Annotated in this window: 22 protein-coding genes and 1 other RNA gene; 6 read left to right on the top strand and 17 right to left on the bottom strand. The window is 60.4% G+C overall.

Annotated features, from left to right (window positions below):
• The first annotated feature begins 49 nt into the window (after positions 1 to 49).
• Positions 50 to 1,273: a beta-ketoacyl-ACP synthase I gene (fabB, locus tag N2599_RS19000; protein ID WP_027510462.1), complete on the top strand. Its 1,224-nt coding sequence runs from the start codon at positions 50 to 52 to the stop codon at positions 1,271 to 1,273.
• Between the two features lie 4 nt (positions 1,274 to 1,277).
• Positions 1,278 to 2,084: an enoyl-ACP reductase FabI gene (gene fabI, locus N2599_RS18995; RefSeq protein WP_027510461.1), complete on the top strand. Its 807-nt coding sequence runs from the start codon at positions 1,278 to 1,280 to the stop codon at positions 2,082 to 2,084.
• 121 nt (positions 2,085 to 2,205) lie between these two features.
• Here the strand turns inward: fabI and N2599_RS18990 are convergent, their stop codons facing one another.
• The 11 genes from N2599_RS18990 to rimP all read right to left on the bottom strand — a co-directional run bounded on the left by N2599_RS18990 (position 2,206) and on the right by rimP (position 15,391).
• Entirely contained in the window at positions 2,206 to 3,117 is a 912-nt protein-coding gene (locus tag N2599_RS18990; protein ID WP_100770670.1) for a nucleotidyltransferase and HEPN domain-containing protein, read from the bottom strand.
• Positions 3,118 to 3,292: 175 nt separating this feature from the next.
• Entirely contained in the window at positions 3,293 to 4,309 is a 1,017-nt protein-coding gene (locus tag N2599_RS18985; RefSeq protein ID WP_027513567.1) for a class I SAM-dependent methyltransferase, read from the bottom strand.
• A 75-nt stretch (positions 4,310 to 4,384) separates the two neighbouring features.
• Entirely contained in the window at positions 4,385 to 6,526 is a 2,142-nt protein-coding gene (gene pnp, locus N2599_RS18980) for a polyribonucleotide nucleotidyltransferase (RefSeq protein WP_027513568.1), read from the bottom strand.
• A gap of 325 nt (positions 6,527 to 6,851) precedes the next feature.
• Positions 6,852 to 7,121, bottom strand: coding sequence for a 30S ribosomal protein S15 (gene rpsO / locus N2599_RS18975; RefSeq protein ID WP_027513569.1), 270 nt, complete (start codon positions 7,119 to 7,121; stop codon positions 6,852 to 6,854).
• A 156-nt stretch (positions 7,122 to 7,277) separates the two neighbouring features.
• The gene (locus N2599_RS18970; protein WP_027513570.1) at positions 7,278 to 8,123 is read right to left on the bottom strand and encodes an alpha/beta fold hydrolase; all 846 of its coding nucleotides are present in this window, start codon (positions 8,121 to 8,123) and stop codon (positions 7,278 to 7,280) included.
• A 103-nt stretch (positions 8,124 to 8,226) separates the two neighbouring features.
• A complete protein-coding gene (gene truB / locus N2599_RS18965; protein ID WP_027513571.1) occupies positions 8,227 to 9,159 on the bottom strand; it encodes a tRNA pseudouridine(55) synthase TruB in 933 nt (310 codons plus the stop codon).
• 12 nt (positions 9,160 to 9,171) lie between these two features.
• Entirely contained in the window at positions 9,172 to 9,579 is a 408-nt protein-coding gene (gene rbfA, locus N2599_RS18960) for a 30S ribosome-binding factor RbfA (protein ID WP_027513572.1), read from the bottom strand.
• 75 nt (positions 9,580 to 9,654) lie between these two features.
• Positions 9,655 to 12,330 (bottom strand): translation initiation factor IF-2, encoded by a 2,676-nt coding sequence (gene infB, locus N2599_RS18955; protein WP_027513573.1) that lies wholly within the window; start codon positions 12,328 to 12,330, stop codon positions 9,655 to 9,657.
• A 99-nt stretch (positions 12,331 to 12,429) separates the two neighbouring features.
• A complete protein-coding gene (locus tag N2599_RS18950; protein ID WP_037144073.1) occupies positions 12,430 to 13,116 on the bottom strand; it encodes an RNA-binding protein in 687 nt (228 codons plus the stop codon).
• The gene (gene nusA / locus N2599_RS18945; protein ID WP_027513575.1) at positions 13,116 to 14,726 is read right to left on the bottom strand and encodes a transcription termination factor NusA; all 1,611 of its coding nucleotides are present in this window, start codon (positions 14,724 to 14,726) and stop codon (positions 13,116 to 13,118) included. Before nusA ends, N2599_RS18950 begins: the two co-directional genes overlap by 1 nt.
• A 59-nt stretch (positions 14,727 to 14,785) precedes the next feature.
• A complete protein-coding gene (rimP, locus tag N2599_RS18940) occupies positions 14,786 to 15,391 on the bottom strand; it encodes a ribosome maturation factor RimP (RefSeq protein WP_027513576.1) in 606 nt (201 codons plus the stop codon).
• 235 nt (positions 15,392 to 15,626) lie between these two features.
• Here rimP and N2599_RS18935 point away from each other — a divergent pair, with 235 nt between their 5' ends.
• Both N2599_RS18935 and N2599_RS18930 read left to right on the top strand, forming a co-directional pair.
• Positions 15,627 to 17,258: an MFS transporter gene (locus tag N2599_RS18935; protein ID WP_027513577.1), complete on the top strand. Its 1,632-nt coding sequence runs from the start codon at positions 15,627 to 15,629 to the stop codon at positions 17,256 to 17,258.
• A 9-nt stretch (positions 17,259 to 17,267) separates the two neighbouring features.
• Entirely contained in the window at positions 17,268 to 17,726 is a 459-nt protein-coding gene (locus N2599_RS18930; protein WP_027513578.1) for a GNAT family N-acetyltransferase, read from the top strand.
• Between the two features lie 4 nt (positions 17,727 to 17,730).
• On the opposite strand, the gene N2599_RS18925 is transcribed toward N2599_RS18930, so the two are convergent.
• From N2599_RS18925 to ffs, 6 genes are all read right to left on the bottom strand, one after another.
• The gene (locus tag N2599_RS18925; protein ID WP_027513579.1) at positions 17,731 to 18,978 is read right to left on the bottom strand and encodes a lytic murein transglycosylase; all 1,248 of its coding nucleotides are present in this window, start codon (positions 18,976 to 18,978) and stop codon (positions 17,731 to 17,733) included.
• Positions 18,979 to 18,989: 11 nt separating this feature from the next.
• On the bottom strand, positions 18,990 to 19,595 hold the full coding sequence (gene recR / locus N2599_RS18920) for a recombination mediator RecR (RefSeq protein WP_027513580.1): 606 nt from the start codon (positions 19,593 to 19,595) through the stop codon (positions 18,990 to 18,992).
• Positions 19,596 to 19,709: 114 nt separating this feature from the next.
• A complete protein-coding gene (locus N2599_RS18915) occupies positions 19,710 to 20,321 on the bottom strand; it encodes a LysE family translocator (RefSeq protein ID WP_027513581.1) in 612 nt (203 codons plus the stop codon).
• 33 nt (positions 20,322 to 20,354) lie between these two features.
• Positions 20,355 to 20,678: a YbaB/EbfC family nucleoid-associated protein gene (locus N2599_RS18910; protein WP_027513582.1), complete on the bottom strand. Its 324-nt coding sequence runs from the start codon at positions 20,676 to 20,678 to the stop codon at positions 20,355 to 20,357.
• A gap of 22 nt (positions 20,679 to 20,700) precedes the next feature.
• Positions 20,701 to 22,572: a DNA polymerase III subunit gamma/tau gene (locus N2599_RS18905; protein WP_027513583.1), complete on the bottom strand. Its 1,872-nt coding sequence runs from the start codon at positions 22,570 to 22,572 to the stop codon at positions 20,701 to 20,703.
• Between the two features lie 48 nt (positions 22,573 to 22,620).
• Positions 22,621 to 22,717: signal recognition particle sRNA small type (gene ffs, locus N2599_RS18900), an RNA gene on the bottom strand.
• A gap of 90 nt (positions 22,718 to 22,807) precedes the next feature.
• Between ffs and N2599_RS18895 the strand changes: the two genes are divergently transcribed.
• Positions 22,808 to 23,218 (top strand): HIT domain-containing protein, encoded by a 411-nt coding sequence (locus tag N2599_RS18895; protein WP_027513584.1) that lies wholly within the window; start codon positions 22,808 to 22,810, stop codon positions 23,216 to 23,218.
• The gene (gene nudC, locus N2599_RS18890) at positions 23,215 to 24,177 is read left to right on the top strand and encodes an NAD(+) diphosphatase (RefSeq protein WP_027513585.1); all 963 of its coding nucleotides are present in this window, start codon (positions 23,215 to 23,217) and stop codon (positions 24,175 to 24,177) included. The genes N2599_RS18895 and nudC overlap by 4 nt, the downstream gene beginning before the upstream one ends.
• Position 24,178: the final 1 nt, after the last annotated feature.

Genomic DNA, 24,178 nt, shown 5'->3' with positions numbered 1-24,178 from the left:
TGAAACGGCCCGGTATTCCAAGATAGAAAAAACGAAAAGGTCGAAACACATGAGACGGGTAGTTGTCACGGGTCTGGGCGTTGTTTCCTCGATCGGCAATGATGCCGCTGAGGTCACGGCCTCGCTGCGCGATGCCAAGTCCGGCATTTCCTTCTCCAACGATTTTGCCGAGCATGGCTTCAAGTGCCAGGTTTGGGGTCGTCCCAGCCTCGATCCGACCGATCTGGTCGATCGCCGCGCCATGCGCTTCCTGTCGCAGGGCGGCGCCTGGAACCATGTCGCGATGAAGCAGGCGATTGCCGATTCCGGTCTCGAAGAGTCCGTGATCAGCGGCAACGAACGCACCGGCATCATCATGGGCTCGGGCGGCCCGTCCACGCGCACGCTGGTCGAAGCCGCCGAGATCACCATCAAGAACAACAGCCCGAAGCGCATCGGCCCGTTCGCCGTGCCGAAGGCTATGTCTTCGACGGCATCGGCAACGCTTGCGACGTGGTTCAAGATCCATGGCGTCAACTACTCGATCTCGTCGGCCTGCTCGACCTCTGCACACTGCATCGGCAATGCCGCGGAAATGATCCAGTGGGGCAAGCAGGACGTGATGTTCGCTGGCGGCCACGAAGACCTCGACTGGACAATGTCCAACCTTTTCGACGCGATGGGCGCGATGTCCTCCAGGTTCAACGACACGCCGGAGAAGGCTTCTCGCGCCTACGACGTCAACCGTGACGGCTTCGTCATCGCCGGTGGTGCAGGCGTTCTCGTACTCGAAGAACTGGAGCATGCCAAGGCGCGCGGCGCGAAGATCTACGCTGAGATCGTCGGCTACGGCGCGACCTCCGACGGTTACGACATGGTCGCTCCCTCTGGCGAGGGCGCTGTGCGCTGCATGCGTCAGGCACTCGCGACGGTGAAGGGTGATATCGACTACATCAACACCCACGGCACCTCTACGCCAGTAGGCGACAGCAAGGAAATCGGCGCGATCCGGGAGGTCTTCGGCGACAAGATGCCTCATATCCAGTCGACCAAATCGCTGACGGGCCATTCTCTCGGTGCTGCCGGTGTCCAGGAGTCGATCTATTCGATCCTAATGATGCAGGAAGGCTTCATCGGCGAAAGCGCCCATATCAAGGAAGTCGATCCTGAATTCGATGGCGTGCCGATCGTCCGCAAGCGCATCGACAATGCCAAGATCGACATCGCCCTGTCCAACTCCTTCGGCTTCGGTGGCACCAACGCGACGCTCGTTTTCCAGCGCTATAACGGATAAGAACATGACGGCAATCATGCAGGGTAAGCGCGGGCTCATCATGGGCGTCGCCAACAACCATTCTATCGCCTGGGGCATATCAAGGGCGCTTGCAGCCCAAGGCGCCGAGCTTGCCTTCACTTATCAGGGAGAGGCGCTTGGTAAGCGCGTGAAACCGCTCGCTGCTGAAGCCGGCTCGGATTTCGTCGTACCCTGCGACGTCGAAGACATCGCCTCGGTCGACGGCGTTGTCGACGCACTCAAGGAGCGTTGGGGCAAACTGGATTTCATCGTTCATGCCATCGGTTTTTCCGACAAGAACGAGCTGAAGGGCCTTTACGCGGACACCACGCGCGAAAACTTCAGCCGCACGATGGTGATCTCCTGCTTCTCCTTCACGGAAATCGCCAGACGCTGCGCACCATTGATGAACGAAGGCGGCTCGATGCTGACGCTGACCTATAACGGTTCCACACGCGTCATCCCGAACTACAACGTCATGGGGGTCGCAAAGGCGGCTCTGGAGGCGTCCGTGCGCTATCTCGCCGCCGACTACGGTCCGCGCGGCATCCGCGTCAATGCCATCTCCGCAGGCCCGATCCGCACGCTGGCCGGCGCCGGCATTTCGGATGCCCGTGCAATCCTGTCGTGGAACCAGCGGAATGCTCCCCTCCGCAAGACGGTCAGCATTGATCACGTCGGCAATTCCGCCCTCTATCTGCTCTCCGACCTGTCCGCAGGCGTGACCGGCGAAATCCATTTTGTGGACGCTGGCTACAACATAACCTCGATGCCGACGCTGGATACGCTGCGCAAGGCAGATGTAGAGTAAGCGAGGCAGATTAATCGCCAGCGACGCCTGTTGCTCCAAGGTGGCAGGGCCACCGGTTTTCTAGCAGCGAAACGGCCACAGCGGGTATCTGCTCAGTTACTGGATAAAGTTCGGAAAGCCGTCACTTGCCGCCGCTTGCCCGCTCCAATTCCGAAAGGCGCTCCTTACAAATCGCCGCGACAATCTGGTGCAAGTGTTCTGTCCGCTCAAGCAGCCAGCCAAGCGCTTCTTCGGTGATCTCGAAGTGCTTCGAGTATCGGGCCTTGACATAGGCTTCGTTGAGGACGTTGTACCAGGCGGCATAGCGGTGCTGGTCGCGCGGCCATGCGTCGATGAGCCGACGGTCCTGATCTTCAGCCAGCCCGCGCAGGAATTTTAGATTGTGCGACGGCGGACTGTAGTTGGTTAACGTGAGGAGCAAGCAGGAATAGGCAGTTTCAACCGCCTGATGGAAATTGAAAGCCGCATGATTGGGCTTGTTATCCGAGATCGCATATCGAGCTAACTGGCAAAAATATTCAGCGCTCGCAAACTGCCTCTCGAAATGCTCCTTCGCCACCCTATACGCGTCGACGGCGTGGAGCTTCCTCGGTTCGGCCAGCGGTCGGTCGTCGAGCTCGTAGAGCACGATGCCCTCGCGCAGGATGTCGACGAAGAAATACTGGCCATCGGCCAGGAAGTTGTTCACCTCCCTGGCGCCATGGACGATCAGCCCGACCGGGGTTTTGACCTGCTTGTCCCATAGCAGCCGGTCGGTCGCTTTCTCCCAATACTGTGGCTCGGCCAGCTGCTTGGAATTGACGATGACGAGGATATCGTAGTCGGAGCGGTAGCCCTTCATCGTGTGCGGCTCGTCGACCCAGGTGCCGCGGCAATACGAACCAAAAAGCAGAATCTTTAAGATCCGGCCGCGCTTCTTGAAGGCGGCAGACGTCCCTGACAGCGCATCGGCGAACTCCTCATGGATGATCGCAACGACGCGGGCAAGCTCGCGCTGCTTTTCTTCCGGCAGATGTTCCAGGGACGATCGCAAGGGTCCATCGATAGGCCAAAGACGATTCGCCGTCCACTACCGGAAACTGTAGGAACCGCCGTAGGAAAATGCAGCGGGTTGATCCGGCTGGGCAACCAAATCGACGATCTGCGGCGTCGCCGAGCGACTACAATCAGATTGACGAAAATGAAAAAGTTACCACTGGCCGCCTTTCTTATTTCTTCGCCCAGAGCACCTTGAAGCGCGCGTTGCGGCAGGTTTCGCCGCTTTCCTTGAAGTTTGCAGCGAGCACCGGCTCGTAAGGCAGGCCGCGATTGGCGACGAGCATCAGGCGGCCGCCACCGCGTAGCGCCGATGCCGCCGTCTTGATCATCGCCTGGCCGAGCGAAGGCTCCGCCGCGTGTCCTTCATGGAAGGGTGGGTTCATGATGATCAAATCGTACTTGTCCTTGACCGGTTCAGCCGCCAGATCGTGCCAGAAGAAGCGCGCCGGCGCGTTCGGGCAGTTCTCCGCCAGATTGGCCTTAGCCGCTTCGAGAGCGGCGTGGTTGGCTTCATATAGATCAAGGCGGCTGACGCCTGGCGAACGTTCGGCCTGTTCCACGGCGAGATAACCCCAGCCGGCACCGAAATCGGCCACGTCGCCGGTGAAGTCTGTCGGCAAGCGCGAGGCGAGCAGTTCGGATCCGTCGTCGATGCGGTCATGCGAGAACATGCCGGCGCGGGCCTGGAAGCGGCCGTCGACGCGTACCGGCGCCTTGGCGAATTTCGAAACAATTTCACTGACGTCCGTCGGGCATGCGAACCAGAAGGCAACGCCATGATATTTGGGCATATGCTCGATCTCGAGGCCGAAACCTTCCATACGCTTGCGCAGCGGCTGGATGCCGTCTTCCTTGCCGCCGGCGACGACGATCAGGCCGCCCGCCTTCACGCGGGAAAGTGCGGCTGCGATATTCGCTTCGTTCTCGCCTTTGTGCTTCGTGCAGAGCATGAGTGCCGCATCATAACCCTCGCCTTCGATCTCCGGCGACGCTTCGACGCGCTGCGACAGAAGCTGCCTGTAGAGCGGCCGGAAGCCCTGCACGGCGCTGAGGGATGCTCCAAAGCCCTCCGGCAGCACAAAGCCGGCTTCGGCCCCCAGGAACAGCACGCGCTCACCCTCGCGCGGCGCCTCGATGGTACCGCTCACAAAGGGGTGGAACAGGGTCTTCAGCGTTTCGCGACTCATAATCTCTTCTCGACTTCGAATACAAAAAGGGCGCGGGAAAACTCCCGCGCCCATGTACGGTTGGAAAGGCGCGGCTTACTCGGCCGCTTCTTCCTTCTTCTTTTCGCCAGCCGGGAGTTCCTGGCCGGTCGTCTGGTCGACGACCTTCATCGACAGGCGGACCTTGCCGCGCTCGTCGAAGCCGAGGAGCTTGACCCAGACCTTCTGGCCTTCCTTGACAACATCCTGCGTCTTCGCGACGCGCTCAGAAGCAAGCTGCGAGATGTGGACGAGGCCGTCACGGGCACCGAAGAAGTTGACGAAGGCGCCGAAGTCGGCGGTCTTGACGACCGTGCCTTCATAGATCTGACCGATTTCCGGTTCTGCGACGATCGAGTGGATCCACTTGCGGGCCGCTTCGATTTCCTTGCCGGAAGACGATGCGATCTTGACGGTGCCGTCGTCTTCAATGTTGATCTTCGCGCCGGTCTTTTCGACGATCTCGCGAATGATCTTGCCGCCCGAGCCGATGACTTCACGAATCTTGTCGACCGGAATGTTCATGACTTCGATGCGAGGTGCAAATTCGCCGAGCTGGCCGCGGCTTTCGGAGATCGCCTTCGCCATTTCGCCGAGGATGTGCAGTCGGCCACCCTTCGCCTGATCCAAAGCGATCTGCATGATCTCTTCGGTGATGCCGTGGATCTTGATGTCCATCTGCAGCGAGGTGATGCCTGCCTCCGTGCCAGCAACCTTGAAGTCCATGTCGCCGAGGTGGTCCTCGTCGCCGAGGATGTCGGACAGAACGGCGAAACGCGCTTCTTCCTTGATCAGGCCCATGGCGATACCGGCGACCGGCTTTGCCAGCGGGACGCCTGCATCCATCAGCGCCAACGACGTGCCGCAGACGGTTGCCATCGAGGAGGAGCCGTTGGACTCGGTGATTTCCGAGACAACGCGGAGCGTATAGGGGAACTGCTCAGCCGAGGGCAGCATCGGGTGGATGGCGCGCCATGCGAGCTTGCCGTGACCGATTTCGCGGCGGCCCGGAGAACCCATGCGACCCGTTTCACCGACCGAGTAGGGCGGGAAGTTGTAGTGCAGCATGAAATTTTCCTTGTACATTCCCGTCAAGGAATCGACATACTGCTCGTCTTCGCCGGTGCCGAGCGTGGCAACGACGATCGCCTGCGTTTCACCGCGGGTGAAGAGGGCCGAACCGTGCGTGCGCGGCAGGAGACCGACTTCAGCGACGATCGGGCGAACGGTCTCGAGATCACGGCCGTCGATACGGCTCTTGGTGTCAAGAATGTTCCAGCGAACGATCTTTGCCTGCAGGTGCTTGAAGATCGCACCGACTTCTTCAGCTGTATATTTGGCTTCGCCTTCCTCAGGAAGGAAGCGTTCCTTCACCTTTGCCTTGACGGCATCAACGGCAGCGTAGCGGTCGGCCTTCTGAGTGATCTTGTAGGCTTCGCGAAGCTCCGCTTCGAAATGCTGAAGCATTTCGGCTTCGAGTTCGGAGTAGTCTTCCGGCTGGAAGTCGCGCGGTTCCTTGGCTGCCACTTCCGCGAGCTTGATGATCGCTTCGAGAACCGGCTGGAAGCCCCTGTGGCCGAACATGACGGCGCCAAGCATGACGTCTTCCGGAAGTTCCTTGGCTTCAGATTCCACCATCAGAACCGCGTCATGCGTACCGGCGACAATGAGATCGAGGCTCGATTCGTCCATCTCGTCGAGATGCGGGTTGAGGACGTATTCGCCGTTGATATAGCCGACGCGCGCGCCGCCGACCGGACCCATAAAGGGAACGCCGGAGAGCGTCAGGGCAGCCGAGGTCGCGATCATCGACAGGACGTCCGGATTGTTCTCCAGGTCATGCTGGACGACGGTGACGACGACCTGCGTGTCGTTCTTGTAGCCCTCTGGGAAGAGCGGGCGAATCGGGCGGTCAATCAGGCGGGAAACGAGGGTTTCGTTTTCGCTCGGGCGGCCTTCGCGCTTGAAATAGCCGCCAGGAATCTTGCCGGCTGCGTAGGTTTTTTCCTGGTAGTTGACGGTCAGCGGAAAGAAGTCCTGGCCCGGCTTCGGCGCCTTGGCGGAAACGACGGTGGCGAGAACTACGGTTTCGCCGTAGGTCGCGAGAACGGCGCCATCGGCCTGACGGGCGATCTTGCCGGTTTCGAGCTTCAGCGGGCGGCCTGCCCACTCGATTTCCACGGTGTGAGTGTCAAACATGTGTCTTGTCCTTCAATGCGGGATTACGCGCCTTCGCCAATGAGGCTCGGCGCGCGTCAACCGCAATCAGTGTGACGCATCATGGGCAAGACAACGGGAGGCTTTGCATCTCAGCTTCCGAGGAAGCTAGGCCAAAGTGTCTGAAACTTTGGCCGAAAGCGTCCGGCAATCCTGCCCCATGACAGGTCAACGGTTGGTTTGGCAGATCCGGCCCATCCGGGTCTGCCGGGCAATTCCGCCGCGCTTCAAAATGCACAGCGGGATCGGGAGAATATTTCCCGAAAGAATCCGGCGAACGTCCAAGAGGAGCGTCCGCCGGAAAGCCTTAGCGGCGGATACCCAGGCTGCCGATCAGCTTGGTGTAACGGCCTTCGTTCTTCTTCTTGAGATAGTCAAGAAGCGAGCGGCGGCTCGAAACCATCGTCAGGAGGCCACGGCGGGAATGGTTATCCTTCTTGTGACCCTTGAAGTGTTCCGTCAGGTTGTTGATACGCTCGGTCAGGATCGCAACCTGAACTTCCGGAGAACCGGTGTCGCCTTCGAACGTTGCGTATTCCTTGATGAGAGCCGTCTTGCGCTCAGCTGTAATCGACATCGGATGTTCCTTTCTATGAGAGGAGATTAGGTCGCCAAAAGCCGGGATGCCGTCCAGCTTCGGCCGCGAATGCACTCAGGTCCTGCCCGATGCTGGCGCTGCCTATAAACCAAATGAGCCGCGATGGAAAGGGCCCCGCGCCAGATGGCGGATTTATCACTTACCCGCCATCGCGTCACGTATCATCGCATTGTACCCTTCGGGGTCCTGCAGCATCGCAAAATGGCTGGCATCCTTCAGAATGACGAGCTTGGCGCCGGGAATCTGCTTCGCCATCCTCTCGGTGTGATCGAACTTGATCGCTTCGTCGTGATCGCCGATTGCCAGAGTGACGGGCACGGCGATCTTGCCGAGGTCGGCAGCAGTCCAGGCGGGCTCGCTCATCCACATCGCCGAAATCTGGTTGACGAACGCGTCATATTCGTTCGGCGTCGGCGAGAGCTTCTTGTAGGCCTCGCCCGCGACATTGATGTAGTCGTTGAAGATCCTGTTGGTCATCACGTCCGGCTTCACTCCGTCAGTCGTCACATTGGCTGCCTGCGCAATGACACGCGTCAGCTTCTCGGGGTGCTTCATCGCCATGTCGATGCCGATAATGCCTCCATCCGACCATCCGACAAGCGTGACCTTGTCGAGCTGCAGATAATCGAGGAGCGCAACATAATCGGACGTCATGAGATCGTAACCGAAAGGCTGCCCGCTGCGCGTCGAGCGCCCGTGTCCGCGGCTGTCAGCGACGATCACCCGATGATCTTTGGCAAAATCCTCGACCTGATGACCCCAGACATCCGCACTGCCGAGGCCGCCGTGGATAAAGAGGATCGGATCGCCTGCACCGTACTCGGCATAGTACATCTTGATGTCGTTCACTTGCGCCATGCCGCTTGTCTTTGCTGGCGGCATGGGAAGAAAGGCGGGCAGTTCCGCCCAGCGTTCGGCAGGCTCGGCATTTGCGAGAACGGCCGAAAAGAACATCGCGATTCCGACTGCAACTGCGCGCATGAGCCGCTCCTCAACCTAGGCGGCCTCTATAGCCGCAAGGAGGAGAAGCATAGCTCAAGGCGAATGATTGACAATTGCCACCAAAAGGCTGCGTTGCCGAACCTCAAACGAAGACGCGCTTCGGGCGGAACTCTCCCTGGCCGATCTCGCCGATCGCGATAAGCTTGCCGCGCGCCGTCGCATAGGCTTCGCTTTCGACAACTGGTGCATCCCGGCCTCGCACGAGAATGGGATTGCCCATCCTCAAGCGATGCGCCTGATCATCATTGACCACGAGGTGCGGCAGCGAGGACAGGGCTTCGCTGGTATCGATCAGCAGGGCATCGAGCGCGGCAAGGCGCTCATCCATGTCCTCGATCATTTCGAGCGCGACAAGGTTTGCGAGCGGCACCATGCTCTCTTCGGCGAAAGGCGCCACGAAGGTCCGGCGTAGCCCCGAGATATGGCCGTAGCAGCCGAGCTCGCGGCCAAAATCACGAGCGAGCGCACGCACATAGGTACCCTTGCCGCATTCGACTTCGAAATGTGCCGTATTCTCATCCGGGCAGGCAAGCAGCGTCAGGCGAAAGATCTCGACCTCTCGGGAAGGGATCTCCACCGTCTCACCGTCGCGCGCCAGATCGTAAGCGCGCTCGCCGGCGATCTTGATCGCCGAGAATTGCGGCGGCACCTGGCTGATGACGCCGGTATGTTTCGGCAGAAGATCGCGGATCTGCTTTTCTGTCGGGCGCTTGTCGGAGCTTCGGGTCACTTCGCCTTCGAGGTCGTCGGTTGCGCGTTCCTCGCCCCAGGTCACGGTGAATTCATAGATCTTGCGGCCGTCCATGACGTAGGGAACGGTCTTCGTCGCATCGCCCAGCGCAATCGGCAGCATTCCAGACGCCAGCGGATCGAGCGTGCCGGCATGGCCGCATTTTTGCGCCTTGAAGAGCCACTTGATCTTGGAAACGGCTTCGGTCGAACCGAAATCGACAGGCTTGTCGAGGATCAGCCAGCCGGAAACCGGGCGGCCCTTGGGTTTGCGTGGTTTGGACATACGCTTCTTCTGCTATTGTTCTTCAGTGTCGTCGTCGAGATCACGCTGGACCTCCGGCGAGCGCAGCAATTCGTCGATCTTCTTGTAGTTATCGAAGCTCGTATCGTCGCGGAAACGGACCTCCGGCATATATTTCATCTGCCGGAGTTGCGGGCCGAGACGGCCGCGAATGTATCTGGCGTTGCGGTTCAGCGCATCGATGATGGCGCCGTGATCGGAAACGCCGAGCGGCGTCACGTAGGCCGTTGCGATCTTCAGGTCCGGCGACATACGGACTTCAGAAATCGAAATGACGGTCTTTTCGATCACGTCATCGCGCACTTCGCCACGCTGGAGAACCTGCGTGATTGCGGCGCGAACCTGCTCACCGACGCGCAGCATGCGCTGCGAGGGTGCCGAGGTTGTGGGTTTTGCTGTCATTGTTCTTTGCCCCGAAAAGGTTCGGGCGCCGGCCTCTCATGATCCGGCGCCCGTCCAAGTTCTAGTTTTGCGCCGTCAGAGCGTGCGGGTGATGTGCTCGACGCGGAAGCATTCGATCGTGTCGCCTGCGCGGATGTCTTCGTAATTCTCGAAAGCCATACCGCACTCCTGGCCGGAATGCACTTCCGAGACTTCGTCCTTGAAGCGCTTGAGCGTCTTGAGCTTGCCTTCGTGGATGACGACGTTGTCGCGGATGAGGCGGACGCCGACGCCACGCTCGACCTTGCCTTCGGTAACGCGGCAACCTGCAACCTTGCCGACCTTCGTGATGTTGAACACCTCGAGGATCTCGGCATTGCCGAGGAATGTTTCGCGCCGCTCCGGAGAGAGCAGACCGGACATTGCCGCCTTAACGTCATCCACGAGGTCGTAGATGATGTTGTAGTAGCGGATTTCGATGCCCTGACGCTCGGCAAGCGTACGCGCTTGCGCATTCGCACGAACGTTGAAGCCAATGATTGCAGCACCGGATGCTTCCGCGAGGGAAATATCCGACTCGGTGATACCGCCAGCCGCAGAGTGTACGATGCGGGCGCGAACTTCATCCGTTCCGAGCTTGTCGAGCGCACCGGCAATCGCCTCGATCGAGCCCTGCACGTCGCCCTTGACGACCAGCGGGAACTCCTTGACGCCGGCAGTCTGAAGCTGGCTCATCATCTGTTCCAGCGAGCCGCGCTGACCCGAATGGCGGGCTGCAGCCTTGTCTCGGGCGAGACGCTGGCGGTACTCGGAAATCTCGCGGGCGCGAGCTTCGTTTTCGACAACGGCGAACTTGTCGCCCGCCTGAGGCGTGCCGGAAAGACCCAGAACCTCGACCGGAGTGGCCGGGCCTGCTTCCTTGACATGCTCGCTCTTGTCATCAACGAGCGCACGTACGCGTCCCCAGACATCGCCAGCCACGATGATCTGGCCAGGCTTCAGCGTGCCCTTCTGGACGAGGACCGTTGCGACCGAACCACGGCCGCGGTCGAGCTGCGCTTCGATCACTGTACCCTCGGCCGTCCGGTTCGGATTGGCCTTGAGGTCGAGGATTTCGGCCTGCAGCAGGATCGCCTCGAGCAGCTTGTCGAGGTTGGTGTGGTTCTTCGCCGAAACTTCGACGTCGAGCACTTCACCGCCCATGGACTCCACGAAAACCTCGTGCTGCAGAAGCTGTGTGCGCACCTTCTGTGGATCGGCCGTCGGCTTGTCGACCTTGTTGATCGCCACGATGATCGGAACGCCTGCCGCCTTGGCATGGTTGATCGATTCGATGGTCTGCGGCATCACGCTGTCGTCAGCCGCAACCACGAGGATCGCGATGTCCGTCGCCTGCGCACCACGAGCACGCATCGCTGTAAAGGCTGCGTGGCCGGGGGTGTCGATGAAGGTAATCTTCTGACCGTTCTGCTCGACCTGGTAGGCGCCGATATGCTGGGTGATCCCGCCGGCTTCCCCGGCCACCACGTTCGCATGGCGAATGGCGTCGAGCAGCGAGGTCTTGCCATGGTCGACATGGCCCATGATGGTGACGACCGGCGGACGCGAAACCTGTTCGCCCTCGTCATCCGTCACATTGAAGATGCCGAGTTCGACGTCGGATTCGGAAACACGCTTGACCGTGTGGCCGAACTCGCCCGCGATGAGTTCTGCAAGGTCGGCGTCGATGACGTCGCCAGGCTTCATCATCTGGCCTTCCTTCATGAGGAACTTGATGACGTCGACGGCACGTTCCGACATGCGCTGCGACAGTTCCTGAATGGTGATGGTTTCCGGCAGGATGACTTCGCGCATGACCTTTTCGCGCGTTTCCTGCATCTGGCTGCGGCGGAATTTCTCCTGGCGGCGACGCATAGCGGAAAGCGAACGGCCGCGCGCATTGCCGTCGTCATCGACGTTTGCCGTTGTGATCGTCAGCTTGCCGCGGCGGCGCTCCTCTTCGGTCTTCGGACGCGTCGTCACCGGTTTTGCCGGTTCCGGGCGAACGACCCTGCCACGGGCAGGAGCCCCACGAGGAGATGCGCGCTCTTCCTCCTCACCTTCCGGACGACGGCCGCGGACAACCGGTGTCACCCCAGCTGGAGCCGGACGAGCAGGAGTAGGCACAGAGGTCTCGGGACGCACGGCCGAAGCCGGGCGCGGAGCCTCTGCCTGGACGTTGGCAGCTTCTGGCGCAGGAACCTCAGCCGGCGCAGGAGGACGGGCGGCCTCTTCGGCTGCGCGGCGGGCTGCTTCAACCGCCTCCGCTTCGCGACGGACGGCTTCTTCAGCTGCACGGCGCTTTTCTTCTTCAGCGCGGCGGATCGCATCTTCTGCATCGCGGACCTGGGCAAGCGCCAGCGCGCGCCGGCGGGCATCCATTTCCTCGGGCGAAAGATGATTCAAGACAACCGGACGCGGGCGGTCCTGCTGGCGAGGAGCCTGCGAAGCTGACTGCTGCGGACGCGGCGGCTGGCCGCCCGGCTTTTGGATGCGAGGCGCAGGAGCCTGCGCCGGAGCGGATTCTGCCGCGCGGGGTGCCGGTGCCGGCGCCGGCGTTGCCGGGCGATCGTCTTCAGGGCGCATCGGGCGCCGCTTGCGAGTCTCGACAACGACCGCCTTGGTGCGACCGCGGCCCATATCCTGGCGCACAGTACCTTGGCTTATCCCCGATGGTTTCAAGGTAAGCGTCTTCTTTGCTCCAAGCGTCTTGTCGTCATTGCTATCAGTCATTCGTTCCCGTTCCTTCGGACAGGGAGCGATGACGTCATCAAACCCTGTCGTTCAAATGCTTTTCGATCAATGATGGGCCGGCCGGTGCCGGTCGCCGCATCATTGTTTTTGCTGGCCAGCGCCGCCTGGTGCTCGGGATTGACCGCCGCTGCGGTACTTTTCGAGCATCTTTGCGCGCTTCACTACACCCTCACCTGCCTGCCCTGCAAGCACCGCGGCATGGATAAAAGCATTCTGGCCCATCACGCCTTCCATTTCGCTCTCCGAGAAGAGACGGAAGGAAGGTATTTCCTCCTCGGTTTCCATTCCGAGGTGCCAGGCCTTGCGAGCCTGATCGATTTTTCTCACGCCATCGTCCGCGGCATCCGTCGAATGGAACACCGCGAGTGCCGCTCCGCTTCTAACTGCGGCATCCACTTTCGAGGAGCCGCTGACGAACTGGCCCGCCTTGCGCGCCATGTTCATCATCTGCATCAGATGCTGTGCGAGCAGCCGGTCGACGGTTTCACCCAGATCGGCAGCTACCTTCACATCCGCCTTCAGTGCACGGGCGAAAGACTTCTTCGCCACCGCCTTGTCGACCAACGCGCGATCAAGCTTGACCCAGCAGCCGCGCCCCGGAAGCTGACGCTTCAGATCGGCGACAACTGTCCCGTCGGGAGCCGCGACAAAGCGGATCAACTCATCCACCGATCCGCTTTCACGCGTCACGATGCACATGCGGCCGTTCACGTCATAACCTGCAAGATCATCATCCTCAGGAGAAGCGTGCAGCTCCGCGATCATTATGCGTCCTGCTCGGCAGCGTCGGCGTCGGCTTCGACAACTTCAGCGTCCTTCGCAAGATCTTCCTCGGTGATCCAGCCGGCGGCGATGCGCGCCTGGACGACCATCTGTTCGGCCTCGACGCGCGAAACGTCGAACTTCGAGAAGAGGCCCTCGAACTTCTTGGTCTCGTTGTTCTTGCGCTCTGTCCAGCCGACGAGATCGTCCGCCGCGCAGCCCGCGAAATCTTCCAACGTCTTGATGCCGTCTTCGCCGAGTGCCACCATCATCTGCGCGGTCATGCCATCGATCTGACGAAGGTCGTCGGAAACGCCGAGCGCCTTGCGCTTCTCGTCCATCTCGGCTTCGAGCTTTTCGAGATACTCGCGGGCACGCTGCTGGATTTCCTGCGCCGTCTCTTCGTCGAACCCATCGATCGACGAAATTTCGTCGAGATCGACGTAAGCGAGTTCTTCAACCGCAGCAAAGCCTTCCGAGGCCAGAACCTGGCCGACCATTTCATCGACGTCGAGCGCATCCATGAAGAGGTTAGTGCGTTCGTTGAATTCCTTTTGACGGCGTTCGGATTCTTCGGCTTCCGTCATGATGTCGATATCCCAGCCGGTCAGCTGCGAGGCGAGGCGAACATTCTGGCCGCGGCGCCCGATCGCCAGAGACAGCTGCTCGTCAGGAACTACGACTTCGATGCGTTCTGCATCTTCATCGAGAACGACCTTAGCGACTTCAGCGGGCTGCAGCGCGTTGACGACAAAGGTCGCCGGATCCTGCGACCAGGGGATGATGTCAATCTTTTCGCCCTGAAGCTCGCCGACGACGGCCTGGACGCGTGAACCGCGCATACCGACGCAGGCACCGACTGGATCGATCGAGCTATCGTTCGAAATGACAGCGATCTTGGCGCGCGACCCCGGGTCACGGGCGACCGAGCGGACCTGGATGATGCCGTCGTAGATTTCCGGCACTTCCATGGTGAAGAGCTTGACCATGAACTGCGGATGGGTGCGCGAGAGAAAAATCTGCGGACCGCGCTGTTCACGGCGGACGTCATAGACATATGCGCGAACGCGGTCGCCGTAACGGACGTTTTCACGCGGGATCATTTCGTCGCGGCGGATAATGCCTTCGCCACGGCCGAGATCAACGATGACGTTGCCGTATTCAACGCGCTTGACGGTGCCGTTGACGATTTCGCCGACGCGATCCTTGAATTCGTCGAACTGCCGGTCACGCTCGGCTTCGCGCACCTTCTGGACGATGACCTGCTTGGCCGACTGAGCGGCGATACGGCCGAAATCCATCGGCGGCAGCGGATCGGCGATGAAGTCGCCAAGCACTGCGTCGGGGTTGCGGTCGCGGGCCAGCTCCAGCGGGATCTGCGTGGAGTAGTCTTCTGCCTTCTCGACGACTTCGAGCAGTCGCTGCAAGCGGATTTCACCGGTCTTCGGATTGATATCGGCGCGGATGTTCGATTCCGTGCCGTAACGGGAGCGCGCCGCCTTCTGGATCGCATCCGCCATCGCGGCAAGCACGATTTCGCGGTCGATGACCTTTTCGCGCGCCACTGCATCTGCGATCTGCAGAAGTTCGAGCCGGTTCGCACTGACTGCCATTGTCTTATCTCTCCGTCTTGGCCTTCCGGGTTCCCGTCCCTGGTGCCGTAGTTGATCGGTTATTCTTCGTCTTCCGCTTCGTTCTGGTTCGCTGCCTGCGCTTTCGCGGCCTTATCGGCGCGTAGCGCATCGCGGATCAGATCGTCGGTCAGAATGAGCTTCGCATCGCTGAGCGCCGTGAAGGGAATGGTGACCTTCTGCTCTTCGCCATAGGCAACCTGGTCACGTTCGAGCGTGAAACCATCCGCGTTCGCTTCGATGATCTTTCCGCGAAAGCGCTTGCGGTTGCCGATTATGATCGACGTTTCGCACTTCACAAGGTGTCCTTGCCAACGGGTGAAATCGGATTTCCGCACCAAAGGGCGGTCGATACCGGGCGAAGACACCTCTAGATGATACTCCCGATCGATCGGATCTTCCACATCAAGAACCGGAGAAATAGCCATCGAGACCTCTTCGCAGTCTTCGACGCTCATCGTGCCATTGTTGCGCTCTGCCATGATCTGCAGCGTAGCGCCGTTCTGGTTGAGCATGCGCACGCGGATCAGGCGGAAGCCCATGCCGACGAGCACAGGTTCGATGATGTCGGCAAGGCGCTGGTCAAGCCCGGTTTCGGTAATCAGCCGCGGCTCAAGTTCATTGTCTGCGTTCGTCGGATCCGACAAGCGATGCGCTCCTCGCAATTTTCATGCATTTGGACGATCGCGCTAATAAAAAAGAGCGGGTCCTTGCGGCCCACTCTTCATCGCACGATCAAGAATTTGAGTGGCATATAGGCCCGTTTTTATGAAATTGCAAGCTCTCGGCTCAAATGCGCCGCGGCGGCGCAATCGCGCCTAGCCACCGTCGAGGTTCATCATATATTGGAGCCGAGGGAGAATTTAGCAAGCGGGAGGAATCGTGCCATCCAATTCATCAACGCTGGCGCCGCTGAAGCATGAAACCTACCGCACAATCTGGTTCGCAAGCCTCGCCTCGAATTTCGGCGGCTTGGTCCAGGCGGTGGGCGCCGCGTGGATGATGACGACCCTCACGGCTTCCGAGGACATGGTGGCGCTGGTCCAGACCTCGACAGCACTTCCCATCATGCTGTTTTCGCTCATTTCAGGCGCGCTTGCCGACAATTTCGACCGGCGGCGGGTGATGCTGACGGCGCAATTTCTCATGCTGGCCGTCTCGATTATTCTAACCGCCTGCGCCTTGCTCGGCTGGATCACGCCCTGGCTGCTCCTGTTCTTCACCTTCCTGATTGGCTGCGGTACTGCGCTCAACAACCCATCCTGGCAGGCTTCCGTCGGCGATATGGTGCCGCGCGCCGATCTGCCGAATGCGGTAACGCTGAACAGCATGGGCTTCAACATGACCCGCAGCGTCGGCCCCGCCATCGGCGGCGTGATTGTCGCGACGGCGGGCGCCGCCGCTGCTTTCATGGTGAATACGGCCAGTTATTTCGCGCTCATCTATGCGCTCACGCGCTGGAAGCCGTCGCTGCCTGTTTCCACCCTTCCGAGGGAAAGCCTCGGGAGTGCGATCTCCGCCGGTCTTCGGTATGTCTCAATGTCGCCGAACCTCGAAAAGGTGCTGATCCGCGGTTTGATCTTCGGTATCGGCGCAAGCTCGGTGCTCGCGCTTCTGCCGATCGTCGCGATCGATCTCGTCGCCGGCGGGCCGCTGACCTACGGCTTCATGCTCGGCTCCTTCGGCATTGGCGCAATCGGTGGCGGGGCGCTCAATGCGCGCTTGCGCGAGATGTTCAGCAGCGAGGCCATCATCCGCTACGCCTTTACTGGCTTTGCCATCAGCATGGTGATTGCTGCGTCGAGCCAGTTTGCCGTGCTCACCTCCGTCGGGCTGCTCGTTTCCGGCGCGTGCTGGGTGCTAGCGCTTTCACTGTTCAACACGATTGTGCAGCTTTCGACGCCACGCTGGGTCGTCGGCCGGGCGCTTTCACTTTATCAGACGGTCACCTTCGGCGGGATTGCCGCCGGCAGCTGGCTCTGGGGTGTCGCTGCCGACCGCTTCGGCGTGTCGAGCGCGCTCTATGGCTCAGCCGCGGTGATGATGATCGGCATCGTTATCGGCTTTCGCTTCTCGATGCCGGCCTTTGCCTCGCTCAATCTCGATCCGCTCAACCGCTTCACCGAGCCTGCCCTCGGCCTCGATATCACGCCCCGGAGCGGGCCGATCGTCATCCAGGTCGATTATCAGATTGGCGATAACGATCTGCCGGAATTCCTGAAGCTAATGGGGGAACGGCGGCGCATCCGCATCCGCGACGGCGCACGCAACTGGGCGCTAATGCGCGACCTCGAAAGTCCCGGCACCTGGACCGAGACGTATCACACGCCGACCTGGGTCGAGTACATCCGCCACAATCAGCGCCGCACGCAGGCCGATGCTGAAAACTATGATCGATTGCGCGCCCTCCACCGCGGCACGGCTGCGCCGCATGTTCACCGCATGATCGAGCGGCAGACCATCCCGCCATCCGACGATGTCTTTCACAAGGCGCCGATCGATCTTCACCATTGAGTCACTGCGATGACGCATTCGTTCCGAAAAGCCCGCGAAACCGATCTTATCGATATCATCCGGCTGCTTGCAGACGACGATATCGGCCAAGGAAGAGAATTCGTTACCGATCCCATCGATCAGCGCTATCAGACCGCCTTTGCCGCGATCGATGCGGATGAAAACCAACTGCTGGTGGTTGCCGTGGATCAAAAGGACCACGTCATCGGCTGCCTGCAGCTTTCGTTCATTCCCGGCCTGTCGCGCACCGGCACATGGCGCGGGCAGATCGAGAGCGTAAGGATTGCAAGGGAAGCGCGCGGCAGCGGTCTGGGCACCGCATTCATCGAATGGGCAGTCGAAACATGCCGCGCGCGGGGCTGCAAGATCGTGCAGCTCACCTCCGACAAATCCCGGACGGATTCCATTCGCTTTTATGAAAAGCTCGGCTTCACCGCGAGCCATGAGGGGCTGAAACGCAGTCTCTGAAAGCTTATTTCAACTTTCCCTTCATCGAAGCATCGGGGAAGCAGGTTGGTTTCATTCCATTCTTTTCCTGCCACTGCCCAATCGAGCGGCGGGTTTTATAGCCCGGCAAGCCGTCCGACCCGCCGACATCGTAGCCCTGGCGCTCGAGCGCCTTCTGCATTGCCGCTACATCGGAGCGCAGCATTTTGCCGACATCGCCCCAGGCACCCTGAAAAGCGCCCGAGCCATAGGCGATCCGGTCGGCGAGGTTGCCGATATAGAGCGCATAGAGATCGGAGTTGTTGTATTCCTTGATGATGTAGAAGTTCGGCGTGACGAGGAATTCCGGCCCATCACGCCCGGCCGGCACCAGCATCATGCCTTCAGCCTTCATCTCGCCAGATGGAAAGCCCTTGCCCGAGATGCGATCGATGCCGAGCGAAGCCCAATGCGAGAGCGGCTTTGCAAGGTCCGGTCCTTCCTGCGCGCAGGAGACTGTTGCCGGGATCGTCACCTCGAAGCCCCAATCGCGGTTGCGCTGCCAACCCTTCTCGACAAGATAGCTGGCTATGGATGCCAGCGTGTCCGGCACCGACGTCCAGATATTGCGGTGCCCGTCACCGTCGAAATCGACCGCATATTTCAGATAGCTGGTCGGCATGAATTGCGGTTGGCCGAGCGCGCCGGCCCAAGAGCTCTTGAAATCGGCAGGCGCCACATCACCGCCATCGAGAATGTGAAGTGCGGCAATCAGCTCGACACGGAACATTTCTTTGCGGGTCGACATGAAGGCCTTGGTCGCCAGCACCTCGATTGCCGAATTGGGGATCTTTGCCGCCCCGAATCCCGTCTCGCGGCCCCAGATCGCCAGCACAATCGAACCCGGCACGCCATAAGTCTTTTCGATGCGCCTCAGCGTCGAGGCATATTGCGAGGCAAAACCACGTCCGGTTGCCGCCAGCTTCTTCAGCCGGTCCTCATTGAAATACGGACCCGGCGAAGAAAACTCCGCCTGCGTCTGCTTGCGTTCCTTCGGCGGTGGGAATCCGGGAGGTGCAAGATCGGGGAGACTCCAGTTGAGTACCACGCCCGAAAAAGCCGCCTGGAATGTCTTTGCTGATATGCCGTTTTTCTCCGCTTCCGGACGCAATTCACTCAAAACCCATTTCCGAAACTGCGCTTCGACATCGGCTTTCGAGGCAGCCGCGGCCGGCAAATGCGACAGCGCCACTAGCGCTACGCTCACGACGGCAAGGCGGCCGAAAATACTCATACTCATCTCCTCTAAATCACTGTCCGCGCGCGAAGCGCTGCAGCCAATGTCCCCTCGTCGAGGTAGTCGAGTTCGCCGCCGACCGGCACGCCATGCGCCAGCCGCGTGATCTTCACGTCCAATCCCGCCAGCTGGTCCGTTATATAGTGCGCTGTGGTTTGACCCTCGACGGTCGCGTTGACGGCGATGATGAGTTCGCGAATACCACCCTCCCCGACGCGATCGATCAGTCCGCGAATGTTCAGGTCATCCGGCCCGACGCCATCGAGCGGCGAAAGCGTGCCGCCGAGAACATGATATGCAGCGTTCATCACCCCGGCGCGTTCCAATGCCCAGAGATCGGAAACATCCTCGACGACGATGATGACGGACTGGTCGCGGCGCTCATCGGTGCAGACCGTGCAGGGATCGACTGTATCGACATTGCCGCAGCGCGAGCAGATTTTCACCTTGTCGTAGGCTTCGCCCATCGCGCTCGACAGCGGTCCGAGCAGCTGGTCCTTCTTCTTGATGAGGTGTAGCGCCGCGCGCCGGGCCGAGCGAGGCCCGAGACCCGGCACCTTCGCCAGAAGCTGGATGAGTTTTTCAATTTCGGGGCCGGTGACTCGCTTTGCCATTTGCCGTTCTTAGCTCATATGTTGCCAAAACGGAATCGCGGAAAGAATCGGCCTTATGCTGAAAATACGCGCCGTCTGCACCGGCAACCCCGAATGGCTGCCCGGCAATTAAGATCAGCGCATCGCGATTGCGACAGCGGCACCGGCCATGGTTCCGGCGCTGGCACGGTTCGCGATCCGAACCGCACGGCGGCTTTTCAGGAAGCCGCGGGCTTTTGCGGCAAGTAATGCCCAGCTAACGTCGATCAGGACCAGCACGACGAACATGGTCGCGACGAGTTCTGCCCAACCTATAATCGTCACCGAATGGATATCGATGATCGATGGCAGCAGGGCGACGTAGAACATCATGATCTTCGGATTGCCAAGCGTCACCGTCATGCCCCCAAAGAAGAGTTTTGCGGCGGATTGCGCTTCAGGCAGCTTTTCCTCGCTCGTATCAGACGAGACGAACCACATCTTCCATGCGAGATAAAGTAGGTAGCAGACACCGAGCCATTTGATGGCGACGAAGGCCCAATGGAAGGTTTCGGCAACGGCAGCAAGGCCCGCCACCGCGCAAGTCAGCCAGATCGCCTCGCCGATCCACATGGCGGCGAGAAAAGGCAGAACATCGCGGGCACCCTTCGACAGCACGCGGGCGACAAGCGCCGCGACACTCGGCCCCGGCGAGCCGGCGGCCATGAAAAGAGCGCCGGCAAAAACAATGAGACTGGTCAGCGTCATCGCCGGTCTCCTCCGTGAAGATGACTGCTAAGCTCAGAACGGCATCTTGAAGCCGGGCGGGATCGGCAGGCCGGCCGTGAGCGCCTTTGTCTTTTCGGCTGCGGCGGCCTCCGCCTTGTCCTTGGCGTCCTTATGAGCGGCAACGATCAGGTCTTCGAGGATCTCGACGTCGTCTTCTTTGAAGAGCGACGGGTCGATTTTTAAGCTCTTCAGTTCACCCTTGCCGCTGATGACAACGGTCACGAGACCGCCGCCCGCCTTGCCTTCGGCCTGAAGCTCGGCGATTTCCGCCTGCATCTGCTCCATCTTGGCCTGCATTTCCTTGACTTTGCCCATCATGCCCATGATGTCGCGCATCGCCTGCTTCCTTCTTCAACTCTTAGAATTCTATGTCGTCGCCGGGCAGAATGTCGCCCTCTTCGGATTCGGCGGCCGCGGGCGGCTTCGCCTCGCCCTCCTCTTCCGGTTCGGATGCTCTCACTCTAACATCGATGATCTTTGCGCCCGGGAACTGAGCGAGGATCGCTGCCACATCCGGATCCTGCCGGGCGTCGCTCACCTGCTGCTCCTTGGCCTTGGCTTCCGCCTCGACCATCGTCGGATCGCCGGCCTCACGGCTGAGGCTGACGATCCAGTGGATGCCGGTCCACTCCTTCAGTTTGACAGCCAGTTCGTTGAGCAGCGTCGTCGGTGCGCCCTCAATGAGGTTCACGTCGAGGCGGCCTTTCTCGATCTTCACCGGCCGAACGAAATTGCGGACCAGCGCCCTCAGCTTCGGATCGCGCTTCTCGGTCGCGAGATTGACGATATCGGCGATCGATTTGACGGGAACAAGCGGCGTCGGCGCTTCTGTCGGCTTCGTCTCGATGCGACCTGCCTGCATCGGCTGCGGATCGGAATTGGGTACAGCACGCAGCATCGTGGCCGCCCCCCCCGAAGGCTGCGGCCTCGGCGTACTCTCCGCCGCGCGTGTGGCTATTGCTGATTGATATGGTACATGGGCGCCATTGCCGCCGTTACCCGACGGCGTAGGCGAGGGACGTGAGCCGCCATTCTCGGAGAGCTCGGCGAGCCGCCGTGCTGCATCTTCGGGTGCCGGCAGATGTGCTGCATGCGCAAGCCGGATCAGCACCATTTCCGCGGCACCGGCCGTGCGCGAAGAGCTTTCGGTTTCGGGAATGCCTTTCAACAGCATCTGCCAGATGCGCGACAGCGTCGTCACCGCAATTCCTTGAGCGAACTCGGAAGCCCTGGTGCGCTCGACTTCGCTAAGCGATGGGTCATTAGCGGCGTCCGGCACATATTTCAACCGGGTGACGAGATGGGTGAAATCGGCAAGATCGGTCAATACGACGACAGGATTTGCGCCGGCCTCATACTGCGCCTGGAATTCGGCAAGCGCTGCGGCGACGTCGCCTCTGGCGACATGCTGGAAGAGATCAACGATACGGGCGCGGTCGGCAAGGCCGAGCATGCCGCGCACCGCTTCCGCCTGGACTGCCCCGCTGCCATGGGCGATTGCCTGGTCGAGCAGCGAAAGACCATCGCGTGCCGAGCCTTCGGCAGCGCGCGCGATCATCGCCAGCGCATCCGGCTCCGCATCGATGCCTTCCTTCGCTGCGATGACCGAGAACAGGCCGACGAGATCCGACGCACTGATACGGCGCAGATCGAAGCGCTGGCAGCGCGACAGAACGGTAATCGGAACCTTGCGGATTTCGGTGGTCGCGAAAATGAACTTCACATGCTCCGGCGGCTCTTCCAGGGTCTTCAGCAAGCCGTTGAAAGCCTGCGTCGAAAGCATGTGCACTTCATCGATGATATAGACCTTGTAGCGCGCAGACACCGGGCGGTAACGCACCTGCTCGATGATTTCGCGGATATCGTCGATGCCGGTATGAGAAGCAGCGTCCATCTCGATCACATCGACATGACGGCCTTCCATGATCGCCTGGCAATGCTCGCCCGGCACGCGCAGGTCGATCGTCGGCTTGTCGATGTCCGGCGTCTTGTAATTCAGCGCGCGCGCCAGAATACGGGCCGTCGTCGTCTTGCCGACGCCGCGAACGCCGGTCAGCATGTAAGCCTGCGCAATACGGCCGGTCTCGAAGGCGTTGGTTAGCGTGCGGACCATCGGCTCCTGGCCGACCATGAGGTCCGTGAAATCCTTGGGGCGGTATTTGCGTGCCAGCACCCGGTATCCGGTGCCCGTCGAGGCGGCATCTTGTGACTGTCGCTCGGTGTCGCTCATCGCCCTGCTTATCGCCCGGAACGCCGGGCATTTTTGGAAGAGAGAAGGGTGGGAGGCTGGCACGATGACCCGTGCCGGGCTCGTTAGGGCTGCTTCCTTCCGGACCTGACCCGGTTGGCGAGTGGCTCGTCCACCACCAACCTCCCGAATGCACATATCGGCAATATCGCCATCAAAAGCAAGCCAAGCTAAAAAAAAACTGCTAATCATAGGAAAAATATGGAGGAATGGCCTGTTGGACGATTTCATTCTCGACCGCCGGCTGGAGAGCGACAGCGACCGCGTCATGCAGACCGGTCTGTGCGATCTTCGACTGTCGAAAGACGCTCGCTGGCCGTGGCTGATCCTGGTGCCGCGCAGGGCCAACATCACGGAGCTCTTCGAACTCACGCCGCTCGATCAGGTGCTCCTCACCTTCGAAACGGAAATGACCGCGGCTGCGCTGAAGAAAATCACCGGTGCCACAAAAATCAATATCGGGGCTCTTGGCAATATCGTGCGTCAGCTTCATGTTCATGTTATTGCCCGCTCCGAAGGCGATGCCAACTGGCCAGGCCCTGTCTGGAGCTTCGGTAAGGCCGAACCCTACGAAGCCGGCAAGAGAGATGAATTCATAGCGAAGTTGCGGGAAGCCCTTTCATCATGAACCGTTCGCTTTTCGATTCGGATGTTCCACATCCGGAACCCAGCAATCTCACGGCCTTCGCCGCAAACGACCTCAACCGCGATTCCGAACATCGCGACGAGCAGTCCGTCGAAGGGGCGCTGGCGAAGGACGGCACGCATATCTTCGCCTTCACCAAGGACAAGCTCGTCCTGAAGCATGATGGCCAAGTGCTCGATCCACTGTTTGCCCGTTACGAACTGCAGGAGCTGCAGCCACATTGGGACGAGACGATCTTGCTCGGCTACCGCAAGACAGGCGAACCGCGGCTCGCCGTTCCTGTCGGGATTCCTGCCGAGGATCTCGAAAGCCACTACAAGCCTGCCGACGGCCGAACCCTCTACCGCGACCAACTCGTTGACGAAGTACTGTTGGGTGAATTCGCCCAGGCCGCAAGCCTCATCCGCTGGAACGGCGACAACCGCTTCTGCGGCCGCTGCGGCGGCACGATGGAGATGCGCATTGGCGGCTATAAGCGGGTGTGCACGGCCTGCGAACACATGATCTTCCCGCGCACCGACCCTGTGGTCATCATGCTGACGATTGACGAACAGCGCGACCTTTGCCTTCTCGGCCGCAGCCATCATTTTACACCGGGCATGTATTCCTGCCTCGCCGGATTCGTCGAGCCCGGCGAAACGATCGAAAATGCCGTGCGCCGCGAGACGCTGGAGGAATCCGGCATCAGGACTGGCCGGATTCGCTACCACGCTTCGCAACCGTGGCCGATGCCGCATACGCTGATGATCGGCTGCTATGCCGAAGCTAAATCGACGGAGGTTCATCGCGACGAATCGGAACTGGAGGATTGCCGCTGGTTCACCCGCGAGGAAACACTTGAAATGCTCGAACGCCCCGGCGCCAACGGCCAGGCTTCGCCGCCCAAAGGCGCTATCGCGCACCGCCTGATGCGCGATTGGGTGGAGTGGAAAAAGCAATAGG

This window comes from Rhizobium sullae (assembly GCF_025200715.1).
In the GTDB taxonomy this organism is placed as follows: domain Bacteria; phylum Pseudomonadota; class Alphaproteobacteria; order Rhizobiales; family Rhizobiaceae; genus Rhizobium; species Rhizobium sullae.
The sequence above is the reverse complement of the archived record's forward strand: the minus strand, read 5'-3'. Positions and strand labels throughout refer to the sequence as shown.

Excerpts from the sequence above, each read along its gene's own strand:
- fabB (WP_027510462.1), top strand. The coding sequence starts at position 50 with ATGAGACGGGTAGTTGTCACGGGTCTGGGCGTTGTTTCCTCGATCGGC.
- fabI (WP_027510461.1), top strand. The coding sequence starts at position 1,278 with ATGACGGCAATCATGCAGGGTAAGCGCGGGCTCATCATGGGCGTCGCC.
- N2599_RS18985 (WP_027513567.1), bottom strand. The coding sequence starts at position 4,309 with ATGAGTCGCGAAACGCTGAAGACCCTGTTCCACCCCTTTGTGAGCGGT.
- pnp (WP_027513568.1), bottom strand. The coding sequence starts at position 6,526 with ATGTTTGACACTCACACCGTGGAAATCGAGTGGGCAGGCCGCCCGCTG.
- rpsO (WP_027513569.1), bottom strand. The coding sequence starts at position 7,121 with ATGTCGATTACAGCTGAGCGCAAGACGGCTCTCATCAAGGAATACGCA.
- N2599_RS18970 (WP_027513570.1), bottom strand. The coding sequence starts at position 8,123 with ATGCGCGCAGTTGCAGTCGGAATCGCGATGTTCTTTTCGGCCGTTCTC.
- truB (WP_027513571.1), bottom strand. The coding sequence starts at position 9,159 with ATGTCCAAACCACGCAAACCCAAGGGCCGCCCGGTTTCCGGCTGGCTG.
- rbfA (WP_027513572.1), bottom strand. The coding sequence starts at position 9,579 with ATGACAGCAAAACCCACAACCTCGGCACCCTCGCAGCGCATGCTGCGC.
- infB (WP_027513573.1), bottom strand. The coding sequence starts at position 12,330 with ATGACTGATAGCAATGACGACAAGACGCTTGGAGCAAAGAAGACGCTT.
- N2599_RS18950 (WP_037144073.1), bottom strand. The coding sequence starts at position 13,116 with ATGATCGCGGAGCTGCACGCTTCTCCTGAGGATGATGATCTTGCAGGT.
- nusA (WP_027513575.1), bottom strand. The coding sequence starts at position 14,726 with ATGGCAGTCAGTGCGAACCGGCTCGAACTTCTGCAGATCGCAGATGCA.
- N2599_RS18930 (WP_027513578.1), top strand. The coding sequence starts at position 17,268 with ATGACGCATTCGTTCCGAAAAGCCCGCGAAACCGATCTTATCGATATC.
- N2599_RS18925 (WP_027513579.1), bottom strand. The coding sequence starts at position 18,978 with ATGAGTATTTTCGGCCGCCTTGCCGTCGTGAGCGTAGCGCTAGTGGCG.
- recR (WP_027513580.1), bottom strand. The coding sequence starts at position 19,595 with ATGGCAAAGCGAGTCACCGGCCCCGAAATTGAAAAACTCATCCAGCTT.
- N2599_RS18915 (WP_027513581.1), bottom strand. The coding sequence starts at position 20,321 with ATGACGCTGACCAGTCTCATTGTTTTTGCCGGCGCTCTTTTCATGGCC.
- N2599_RS18910 (WP_027513582.1), bottom strand. The coding sequence starts at position 20,678 with ATGCGCGACATCATGGGCATGATGGGCAAAGTCAAGGAAATGCAGGCC.
- N2599_RS18905 (WP_027513583.1), bottom strand. The coding sequence starts at position 22,572 with ATGAGCGACACCGAGCGACAGTCACAAGATGCCGCCTCGACGGGCACC.
- nudC (WP_027513585.1), top strand. The coding sequence starts at position 23,215 with ATGAACCGTTCGCTTTTCGATTCGGATGTTCCACATCCGGAACCCAGC.